The following is a 10,402-nucleotide window of genomic DNA, read 5'->3' on the forward strand; positions in this document are numbered from 1 at the left end:
CCGGTCAGGCGGGGTCATCCCCCTTCGCCCGGGGGATCGGGTCGGTGGTGTCGTCGGCCTGGACGTCGCGGTGCCAGGACTCGGTGCGGTAGCGGGTGACCCACCCCATCGAGGTGTAGATCCCGTCCGCACCGGTCGGGCTGTCCGCGTCGACCTCGAGGGCGACCCTGTTCCGACCGCGGCGGGCGGTGTCGGCGACGACCGCGTGCAGCAGCGACTTCGCCACGCCCCGACCGCGCGCCAGCCGGTGGACCCCGATGTAGTCGATGTAGGTGCCCTGCTGTCCCTGGTCGTCCGGGGGCAGCACGGCGGCGACGACGGCACCCCCGGGGACCCACTGCTCGTCCTCGGTGATCTCGGCGATCCACCAGTGGTTCCACCGGTGCCCCGGGTCCTCCCGCAGCCGGGCGAGGAACTCCGGGAAGGACTCGCGGTAGGAGTTGAAGTGATCGACGAAGGACTCCTCGATCATCCGGTGCACAGTCTGCAGGTCGGCGGCGATCGGGGTGCCGTCGTCGCGGCGGGCGACCTGCCGCACGCGCACGCCGTCCCGGGTCTCGAGCAGGTCCGCGTCGCCCTCCCGGGTGTCACGCTCCATCTGCAGCCAGGTGCGCGCCAGGTGGTAGCCGGCACTGGTGAGCATGGTCCGCATCCGGTCGTCGAGCTCGTGGACCGAGACGTCCAGTCGGGTGCCACCGAGCCCCCGGCCACGGGAGATGCGAAGGGCGTTCGCCTCCGCCCAGGCGAGGGCCGAGGAGGCGAGCGCCTCCTCGGTGTCCCCCGGCAGCTCCGGGTCGGAGGCCATGTCGACGTTCGTGCGGCCCGCGGCGCGGTCGTGCGCCCGGGCCCACATCCGGATGCGGCCCTGCGGATCGACGAGGACCACCTCGCGGCGGGTCCACGAGCCCTCGCCGACCGCCTCGCCGGCGATGACGTCGGGGTCGACCGCGCCGGAGCCGGTCACGGCCCGCTTCTCCTTGGTGACGAGCGCGACGAGCTCGTCGACGTCGCTCTCGTCCGGCACTCGGGAGGTCCAGCCCTCCGGCAGGTCCTCGGGGACCAGCGGGAGGATGCCCTCCCCGTCTGCCGCGCTCACGGCACCAGCCGTCGCGAACGCTCTCGGTACTCCGGTGATCGCCTCGCCGCATTGGCCTCCCGGGCACGACGCGCGTTCTCCCCGAACAGCAGCGGCACCTGTTCGACCCGCTCCCTGGCGAAGGTCCGCCACGGGCCACGGCGCCAGGTGCCGTCGAAGAGGCGCTTGGCCGCGGCCACGGCGTCGGGCGAGCGCTGCGCGATCTCCTCGGACAGCGACGCGGCGGCGGTCAGCGGGTCCTCGGCCACGTCGGTGACCAGGCCGAGTCGCTGCGCCTCGGTCCCGGAGATCTTCGCGGCCGTCATCGTCAGCTTCTTCGCGACGTCGATCCCGACGAGCTCGGAGAGGGTGTGCACGCCGGTCATGTCCGGGATGATCCCCCAGCGCCCCTCCAGCACGGACCAGGTCGACTCGGGGTGGGCGATCCGCACATCGGCGGCGAGCGCGATCTGCAGGCCGCCTCCCAGGCAGTGCCCGTCGACCGCGGCGATGACCGGGACCGGCAGCCGGCGCAGCCCCCAGCAGGCCTCCTGGAAGCCATTCGTTCCGCGCCACGGTCGCGGCACGAAGTGGGAGACGATGCGACTCGGCCGCTTCATCGCCGTCCCGAAGTCCAGCCCGGCGCAGAAGGAGTCGCCCTCACCGGAGAGGATCACGCTGCGCAGACCGCGCTCCGAGCGCAGCCGCCGCGCCGCCTCGGCGAGATCGTCGAGCATCTCGAGCGTGAGGGCGTTCAGCTTCTCGGGACGGGCGAGCCGCAGGTGGGCGACCCCGCCCTCGATGGTCGTCGTGACGTTGCGGGTCATGGGCCCCACCCTAAGTCCGGGAGGACATGACGAAGGGCGGGACCACTCCCCTGGTCCCGCCCTCCGCGGGTCCGTGACCCCCTGCAATCACGGACGCCGATCGGCTGATACCCCCCTGATAACTGCCGACATCCATGAACCTATGAGCCGTGCGTCACAAGGGCATGGGGAGAAATACCCAAACCCTCGCGCGAAGTGCTCAGCGGCCCTCGACGACGGCCTTCAGTCGGCCCAGCGTCACGTCCATGCCGCGGGCCATCTCCTTGTCGAAGTCCTCGACCCCGCCGAGGACCCGGCGCTGCAGGAAGACCGACACATCGCTCGTGCCGTTCGGCGCCTCGCGGCGGTGCACCACCCGGGTCCCGGTCTCGGTCGGGGCCAGCTCGTAGGACCAGATCGCGCCGTTGTCCTTGATCCGGAAGGCGAAGTCCGAGAAGGGCTCGAAGCGCACGACCTTCGAGCGGGTGGGCCACACGAGCGGGCCGCGCCGGTTGATGTTGACCGCGCGGGTGCCTCTCCCCACCGGGGCGTTCCCCCGGATGTGGGTGCGTACCACCTGGTCGCTCAGCCCGCCGAGTGCACGCAGATCGGTCACGACCGCCCACACCGCCTCGGGCGGGGCGGCGATGTCGATCTCGGTCTCGAGCAGCGGTGCGTTCGCGGTGTCCGTCATGGCGGCGACTCTAGGCCCCGGAGGACGCCGACGACGCCGTACCGTGCGGATCATCACCCTCGGCCGGAGCCTCGGCCCGCTCCTCGTCCACGGCGGCCGCCCGCCGCTCGGTCAGCTTGGTCCCCTCGACGTCCAGGTTCGGCAGGATCCGGTCCAGCCACCGCGGCATCCACCAGGCGGCCTCGCCGAGGAGGTGCATCAGCGCCGGCGTCAGGGTCATCCGGATGACGAGGGCGTCCACCGCCACACCGACGGCCATGCCGAAGCCGATCGAGCGGATCATCGTCAGGTCCGCGAAGATGAACCCGGCGAAGACCGCGGTCATGATCAGCGCGGCGGCGAGGACGACCTTGGCACCGTGGGTGAAGCCGGTGCGCACCGCCTCTCGCGCGGCGGCGCCGTGGGCGTGGGCCTCACGCATCCCGGAGACGAGGAACATCTGGTAGTCCATCGCCAGGCCGAAGAGGACGCCGATGAGCATGATCGGCATGAAGCTCAGGACGGGCCCGGGGGTGTCCACACCGAAGACCGAGGAGAGCCAGCCCCACTGGTAGACCGCGACGGTCGCGCCGAAGGACGCGGCGACGGACAGCAGGAAGCCCGCCGTGGCCACGACCGGCACGAGGAGGCTGCGGAAGACGATCATCAGCAGCACGAGCGAGAGCCCGATGACGATGGCCAGGTAGAGCGGGAGGGTCGCCGAGAGCTCCTCGGAGACCTCGATGTTGGCCACCGTCTGACCCGTGATGCCGATGTCGGACTTGGTCTCCGAGCCGATGGCTGCCGTCGAGGCGCTCAGCGCCCGGACGGTCTCCACGGTCTCGGCGTCGGCCGGGCCTCCCTTCGGCACCACCTGGAAGGCGAGGGTCTCCTTGTCCTTGGACACGCCGAAGGGGATCACGGCCTCGACCCCCTCGACCGCATGGAGGCGCTGGGCGACGTCGGCCTGCTTGCGCAGCACCGCACCGTCCTTGGACGCCGGCTGGTCCAGCTCCGCCACGGCGATGATCGGACCGTTGGTCCCGGCACCGAAGTGCTCCGCCGCCTGGACGTAGGCCGTGTGCGCGGTCGTGCCCGCCGGCTCGCTGGAGCCGTCCGGCAGCCCGAGGCGAAGGGAGAGCGCCGGCACCGCGATGACCGCGCAGAGGAGCACGCAGCCGAGCGCCACGAGCTTCGGGTGCCGGGTGACGGCGTCGACGTAGCCGCCGCCGTGGACGTCGGAGTCCTCGTCCGGGTGATCGCCCTCGCGCAGGACACCGGGCTCGGTGAAGCCGGCCCGGCGCCAGGCACGGCGGGAGAGTGCGCGGTTGCCGACGAAGTGCAGCAGCGCCGGCGTGAGGGTGAGGGCCACGAGAACTGCGACGGCCACGGTGCCCGCCGCGACCAGACCCATCTGGCCCAGCAGCGGCACGGGCGCCACGACGAGCGCGATGAGCGAGATCGCGACGGTCGTGCCGGCGACGACGACCGCGCTGCCCGCCGTCCCGACGGCGAGCGCGACCGACTCGTGCAGCGAGCGCCCGGCGAGCAGCTCGTTGCGGTGCCGGTTGACGATGAAGAGCGCGTAGTCGATGCCGACCGCCAGGCCGAGCATGAGGGCCAGGGCCGGCGTCATCGAGTGCATCGTGAAGAAGTGCGTCAGGGTCATCGCCCCACCGAGGCCCACTCCGACGCCGAGCAGCGCGCCGGCGATCGGCAGGCCCGCGGCGACGATGGTCCCGAGGGCGATGAGCAGGACGATCGCCGCGACGATCAGGCCGATGACCTCGCCGGGGCCGACGAGCGTGTTCTCCTGCGTGATGTCGACGCTGTACTCGGCGGTGACCCCCGCGTCCTCCAGCTGCTCACCGATCTTCGGGATGGACTCCTTGACCTCGGGGTCGACCGACTGGGTGTTGCGGTCGAACTGGACCTGCGCGAGGGCGTACCCGTCGGAGATGAACGTGGTGTCGCCGGAGGCCCGCTGCACGGCGCGGCCCGCCTCGTACTGGCGCCTGCTGTCGGCGAGCTCCCGCTTGCCCTTGCGGTACTCCTTCTTGGCCTCGGGCAGCTTCTCCTTGCCCTGGCTCACCTGCTCCTTGATCTTCGCCAGCCGCGGATTGTCCGGGTCCTCCTTCTCGAGGAGCCTGACCCACGCCTTGCCGGTCTCGAGGTCCCCCTGGCTCTTGGAGATCTTGTCCGAGGCCCGCCGGAGCTTCTTGTCGCCCCTCTTCAGCTGGCCGGAGGCCTTGTCCAGCTTCTCGTCCGCGCGATCCAGGCTGCGCTGGCTCTCGAAGGGGCTGACGACGCCCTTGACCTGGTCCTGCTTCTTCCACTTCGCGAAGACCTCCCGGATGGCCTTGCGCTGCTCCGGGGTGAACTTCTCCTTGTCGGTGTGCAGGATGACGGTGCCAAAGCCCCCCGAGGCCTCGGGCACCTCGTCCCCCAAGCGGTCCAGCACCTTCTCGAAGTCACTGCCCGGGATGCTGATCTCGTTGCTGAGTGGCTCCCCCAGCGTCGCGGTACCCGTCCCCACACCGACGAGGACGACGAGCCAGAGCGCCAGCACGCTCCAGGCGTGCGTGGCGCACCAGCGTCCGAGACGGTAGAGGAACGAGGCCATGGGTGGGTGCCTTCCGGGGGTTGCAGCTGAGGAGACAGAGGTGTTCTACTTTCGTAGAATCGTGTCCAAGATACGGCCATTGGGTACATCGGTCAACCGTGGGGGAGGATAAGGTGCGTGCCTCCCCCTTCGCCCTCGAGGCCACGTCTGGCCGCCGCCATCAGCGCACTCGTCCTCGGCGGTGTCGGAATCGGGACCACCGAGTTCGTCACGATGGGGCTGCTCCCCGAGATCGCCGAGGGCATCGGCGTGACCATCCCCACGGCCGGTCACACCATCTCCGCCTACGCGCTCGGGGTGGTCATCGGGGCACCGACCATCGCGGTGCTCGGCTCGAAGCTGCCCCGCCGCGGGCTGCTCATCGCTCTCATGGCGGTCTTCGCCGTGGCGAACGCCGCCAGCGGCCTGTCCGGGAGCTACCTGCCGCTGATGCTCGCCCGCTTCGCCGCCGGCATCCCGCACGGCGCCTTCTTCGGCGTCGCCTCGATCGTCGCCTTCGACATGGCGCAGCAGGGCCGGGGTGGCCGGGCGGTCGGCCACATCATGCTCGGCATCCCGATCGCCAACGTCGCGGGCGTACCGCTCGCCACCTGGCTGGGGCAGCTCGCCGGCTGGCGGTGGGCCTACTTCCTCGTCGCCGCGATCGGGGTGCTCACCACGGTCCTGGTCCATCTGGCGGTGCCGCACCAGCCTCGGGACACCACCGCGAGCGTGCGGCACGAGGTCGCCGCCTTCCGCGAGAAGCAGGTGTGGCTGACCCTGCTCGTCGGCGCGGTCGGCTTCGGCGGGGTCTTCGCGATGTACTCCTACATCAGCCCGATCCTGCGCAACCAGACCGACCTGCCGCCGGACGCGGTGCCGGTCTACCTCTTCATCTACGGCATCGGGGGCGTCCTCGGCACGATGATCGCCGGCCGGCTCGTCGACATGTCGGTCCTGCGCACCCTCTTCGGGGCGACCATCGCGAGCGGGCTGGCGCTGGCGCTCTTCGCGTGGGCCGCGGACTGGGCAGTCCCCGCGGGCGTCGTGCTGCTCGCGATCTCGGTGGCCGTCTCCGCCTTCGTCCTGGCCCTCCAGCTGCGCCTCATGGAGGTCGCCGGCCGGGCACGCACCCTCGGCGCGGCCGGCAACCACGCCGCGCTGAACCTGGCCAATGCCCTCGGCGCCTGGCTCGGCGGGGTGGTCCTCACGGCCGGCTGGGGATGGCGGGCGCCCTCGCTCGTCGGGGCGGGGCTGGCCGTGGGCGGACTGGTCCTGCTCCTCCTCTCCCTGCGGGTGCACCGACTGCGCGGCACCCTCGACTGAGCACAATGGTGCCCGTGCACCCCGACATCCGACCTGCCACGCCCGCAGACCTCCCCGAGATCCTCCGGCTCGTCCACGAGCTCGCGGCCTACGAACGCGAGCCCGACGCCGTCGAGGCCACCGAGGCCGACTTCGCGGCGGCCCTCTTCCCCGCCGAGCGTCGTCCTGAGGTGCGAGGGACGAGCCTCGAAGGAGGTGATCCGACGGCCTTCTGCCACGTCGTCGAGGCGGACGAGGGCAACGGGACCCCGGCGGGTGGACGACGCGTCGTCGGTATGGCGCTGTGGTTCCTCACCTTCTCCACCTGGACCGGTCAGCAGGGGATCCACCTCGAGGACCTCTACGTCGAACCGGAGCACCGCGGGTCCGGCCTCGGCAAGGCGCTGCTCGTCACCCTTGCGCAGATCGCCACCGAGCGCGGGTACCGGCGGCTGGAGTGGACCGTGCTGCGCTGGAACGAGCCGGCCATCGCCTTCTACGAGTCACTCGCCGCGCTGCCGCAGGTCGAGTGGGAGACCTATCGGCTCGACGGGGACGCGTTGACGGCGGTCGGCGCACCGACCTCTGCCGTGGCCCGATGAGCCGACGGAGGACCGTCTCCGGCAGCGTCGTCATCGACGTCGACCCGCAGGTGGCCTACGCGGCCGTCAGCGACGTCACCCAGATGGGCCGGTGGAGTCCGGAGAACCTCGGCGGCACCATCCGCGACGGGTCGGACCCCGGTCAGGTCGCGGTCGGCACGCCCTTCGTCGGCGCCAACCGGCGCGGCCGGGCCGAGTGGGTCACCGGGTGCGTCGTCACGGCAGCCGACCCGGGCCGACGGTTCGCCTTCCGCGTGCACCGCATCGGGCTGCGCACCCCCACGGTCCGGGCCGGGATCGCGACCTGGGACTACCGCTTCGAGCCGGCGGAGGACGCCGCCCGGAGGGACGGGGGAACCGCCACCGGTGGCACGCTCGTCACCGAGACGTGGACCGACGACCGCCCGTGGCCGGACTTCGTGGCGACCGTCTTCGACAAGGTCGTCACCGGCGGCCGCACCTTCGAGCAGTTCCAACGCACCAACATCCGGCGCACCCTCGACCGCCTCAAGAGCGAGCTCGAGGCGGGCCGAACCTCCTGATCACGGTGCGGAACCGCTTCGGACACGGGCCGCCCTCGGTGCCATGATGGGCCGACCGTTACCGCACCTAGGAGGACCCCGGTGATCCAGTACGTCCACATGTTCAGCGAGGGCGATCGCGACCAGAAGGACCTCCTCGGCGGGAAGGGGGCCAACCTCGCCGAGATGGTGAAGCTGGGCCTGCCCGTGCCGCCGGGGTTCACCATCACCACCGATGCCTGCCGCGCCTACCTCAGCGAGGGACAGGTGCCGCCGGAGGTGCGCGTCGAGGTCACCCAGCGGCTGCGGGACGTCGAGGACCTCATCGGGCGCCAGCTCGGTGACTACGAGGAGCCGCTCCTGCTCTCGGTGCGCTCCGGGGCCAAGTTCTCCATGCCCGGGATGATGGACACGGTGCTCAACGTCGGCCTCAACGACGACAGCGTCGAGGCCCTGGCGCGCTTCGCCAGCGACGAGCGCTTCGCGTGGGACTCCTACCGGCGGCTGATCCAGATGTTCGGCAAGACCGTGCTCGACATCGACGGGGAGCTCTTCTCGGCGATCATGGACCGGGCCGAGGAGGCCGCCGGCGCGAGGACCGAGGTGGGCCTGGACGCCGAGGACCTCAAGCAGGTCGTCGCCGAGTTCAAGGAGCTCGTGCTCAAGGAGACCGGCTCCCCCTTCCCGCAGACCCCGCGCAAGCAGGTCGACATGGCCATCGAGGCGGTGTTTCGGTCCTGGAACACCGAGCGTGCCCGGCTCTACCGTCGTCGCGAGCGCATCCCCGACGACCTCGGCACCGCCGTCAACGTGCAGGCGATGGTCTTCGGCAACCTCGGCGAGACCTCCGGCACTGGTGTCTGCTTCACCCGCGACCCCTCCTCCGGCCACTCCGGCGTCTACGGCGACTACCTGCCCAACGCCCAGGGCGAGGACGTCGTCGCCGGCATCCGCAACACCCTGGCCCTGGCCGACCTCGAGGGCCGGGACGAGACCGTCTACCGGGAGCTGCGCACCGCGATGCGCCGCCTCGAGACCCACTACCGGGACCTGTGCGACATCGAGTTCACCGTCGAGCGCGGCAAGCTGTGGATGCTGCAGACCCGCGTCGGCAAGCGCACCGCGGGTGCCGCCTTCCGCGTCGCCACCCAGCTCGTCGACGAGGACCTCATCACGATGGACGAGGCCCTCGAGCGGGTCAACGGTGAGCAGCTGACCCAGCTGCTCTTCCCCCAGTTCGACCGGGACGCCGACCGGACCCTCGTGGCCGTCGGCATGGGCGCCTCCCCCGGCGCCGCCGTCGGCGAGGTGGTCTTCGACAACGCCAGCGCCGAGGCCCGCAAGGCCGAGGGCGCCTCTGTCATCCTCGTGCGCCGCGAGACCTCACCCGACGACCTGCCCGGCATGATCGCCGCGGCCGGCGTCCTCACCGCCCGGGGCGGCAAGACCTCCCACGCGGCCGTCGTCGCCCGGGGCATGGGCAAGTGCGCGGTCGTCGGCGCGGAGGACCTGAAGGTCGACGTGACCGCGAAGGAGATCCGCGTCGGGGAGCACGTCGTCCGTCAGGGCGACACCCTCGCCATCGACGGCAAGACCGGAGAGGTCTTCCTCGGTGACGTGCACGTCGTCGACTCCCCCGTCATGACCTACATCTCCGAGGGCATCGAGGCCGGCGAGGCCGCCGCCGAGGACAGCGAGACCAAGGAGCTCGTCCAGGCCGTGCACCGCCTGCTCACCCACGCCGACTCGCGCCGCCGGCTGCGGGTGCGCGCCAACGCCGACACCGGCGAGGACGCCCAGCGCGCCCGCGACCGCGGCGCCGAGGGCATCGGCCTGTGCCGCACCGAGCACCAGTTCCTCGGTGAGCGGCGGCAGCAGATCGAGCGGGTCGTGCTCGCCGAGACCGACGAGGAGCGCGAGACCGCCCTCGCCGAGCTGCTGCCCGCCCAGACCCAGGACTTCGTCTCGCTGCTGACCGCGATGGACGGGCTGCCGACGACGATCCGGCTCATCGACCCGCCGCTGCACGAGTTCCTCCCCGACCTGACCGACCTCACCGTCAAGGTCGCCCTGGCCGAGGAGCGCGGCGAGAGCGGACCGGAGGTCGACCGCGCCCGCGAGCTGCGTGACGCCGTGCGCTCGATGCACGAGGCCAACCCGATGCTCGGCCTGCGCGGCGTGCGTCTCGGGCTGAAGATCCCCGAGCTCTTCGAGCTGCAGATCCGGGCCATCGCCGAGGCCGTGGTCCGGCTGCGCAAGGACGGCAAGGACCCGCAGCCGGAGATCATGGTCCCGCTCATCGGCTCCAACCGTGAGCTGGTCATCGTGCGCGACCAGGCGGAGCGGATCATCGCCGAGGTCGCCGAGGCCAACGGCGAGAGCATGGACCTGCCGATCGGCTGCATGATCGAGCTGCCGCGTGCGGCCCTGACGGCCAACCGGATCGCGCAGACCGCCGAGTTCTTCTCCTTCGGCACGAACGACCTGACGCAGACGACGTGGGGCTTCTCCCGCGATGACGTCGAGACCGCCTTCTTCCCGCGGTACCTGGAGAACGGCGTGCTGACGATCTCCCCCTTCGAGACCCTCGACGCACTCGGCGTCGGCGAGCTCGTGCGCATCGGCGTCGAGAAGGGCCGGTCCACCCAGCCCGACCTCAAGGCCGGCATCTGCGGGGAGCACGGTGGCGACCCCGAGTCGATCCACTTCTTCCACAACGCCGGTCTGGACTACGTCAGCTGCTCCCCCTTCCGGGTGCCGGTGGCACGGCTCGAGGCCGGGCGCGCGGTCGCCCTCACCGAGAGCGGCTCCTCGATCG

The 10,402-nt window shown here is 71.3% G+C and carries 8 protein-coding genes; 4 read left to right on the forward strand and 4 right to left on the reverse strand.

Annotated features, from left to right (window positions below):
• Positions 1–4: 4 nt before the first annotated feature.
• The 4 genes from JCO01S_RS11090 to JCO01S_RS11105 form a co-directional block, all read right to left on the reverse strand.
• Positions 5–1,096 carry a GNAT family N-acetyltransferase gene (locus JCO01S_RS11090; protein ID WP_245634414.1) on the reverse strand — a complete coding sequence of 364 codons (1,092 nt, stop codon included), beginning with the start codon at positions 1,094–1,096 and terminating at the stop codon, positions 5–7.
• Entirely contained in the window at positions 1,093–1,902 is an 810-nt protein-coding gene (locus tag JCO01S_RS11095) for a crotonase/enoyl-CoA hydratase family protein (RefSeq protein WP_068255350.1), read from the reverse strand. Before JCO01S_RS11095 ends, JCO01S_RS11090 begins: the two co-directional genes overlap by 4 nt.
• A 199-nt stretch (positions 1,903–2,101) precedes the next feature.
• Complete coding sequence (locus tag JCO01S_RS11100) at positions 2,102–2,575, reverse strand: SRPBCC family protein (RefSeq protein WP_068255352.1); 474 nt, start codon at positions 2,573–2,575, stop codon at positions 2,102–2,104.
• Positions 2,576–2,585: 10 nt separating this feature from the next.
• Positions 2,586–5,177, reverse strand: a complete 2,592-nt coding sequence (locus JCO01S_RS11105) for an MMPL family transporter (RefSeq protein ID WP_084342846.1) — start codon at positions 5,175–5,177, stop codon at positions 2,586–2,588.
• A gap of 117 nt (positions 5,178–5,294) precedes the next feature.
• Between JCO01S_RS11105 and JCO01S_RS11110 the strand changes: the two genes are divergently transcribed.
• From JCO01S_RS11110 to ppdK, 4 genes are all read left to right on the forward strand, one after another.
• The gene (locus JCO01S_RS11110) at positions 5,295–6,482 is read left to right on the forward strand and encodes an MFS transporter (RefSeq protein WP_068255353.1); all 1,188 of its coding nucleotides are present in this window, start codon (positions 5,295–5,297) and stop codon (positions 6,480–6,482) included.
• A 14-nt stretch (positions 6,483–6,496) separates the two neighbouring features.
• Positions 6,497–7,063, forward strand: coding sequence for a GNAT family N-acetyltransferase (locus JCO01S_RS11115; protein WP_245634415.1), 567 nt, complete (start codon positions 6,497–6,499; stop codon positions 7,061–7,063).
• Positions 7,060–7,605 carry an SRPBCC family protein gene (locus tag JCO01S_RS11120; RefSeq protein WP_068255355.1) on the forward strand — a complete coding sequence of 182 codons (546 nt, stop codon included), beginning with the start codon at positions 7,060–7,062 and terminating at the stop codon, positions 7,603–7,605. Before JCO01S_RS11115 ends, JCO01S_RS11120 begins: the two co-directional genes overlap by 4 nt.
• Positions 7,606–7,686: 81 nt before the next feature.
• Positions 7,687–10,402, forward strand: a 2,716-nt coding sequence (gene ppdK, locus JCO01S_RS11125; protein WP_068255357.1) for a pyruvate, phosphate dikinase, incomplete at its 3' end; no start/stop codon positions are given.

This window comes from Janibacter corallicola NBRC 107790 (assembly GCF_001570965.1).
GTDB classification, from domain to species: Bacteria; Actinomycetota; Actinomycetes; order Actinomycetales; family Dermatophilaceae; genus Janibacter; species Janibacter corallicola.

Excerpts from the sequence above, each read along its gene's own strand:
- JCO01S_RS11095 (WP_068255350.1), bottom strand. The coding sequence starts at position 1,902 with ATGACCCGCAACGTCACGACGACCATCGAGGGCGGGGTCGCCCACCTG.
- JCO01S_RS11100 (WP_068255352.1), bottom strand. The coding sequence starts at position 2,575 with ATGACGGACACCGCGAACGCACCGCTGCTCGAGACCGAGATCGACATC.
- JCO01S_RS11105 (WP_084342846.1), bottom strand. The coding sequence starts at position 5,177 with ATGGCCTCGTTCCTCTACCGTCTCGGACGCTGGTGCGCCACGCACGCC.
- JCO01S_RS11120 (WP_068255355.1), top strand. The coding sequence starts at position 7,060 with ATGAGCCGACGGAGGACCGTCTCCGGCAGCGTCGTCATCGACGTCGAC.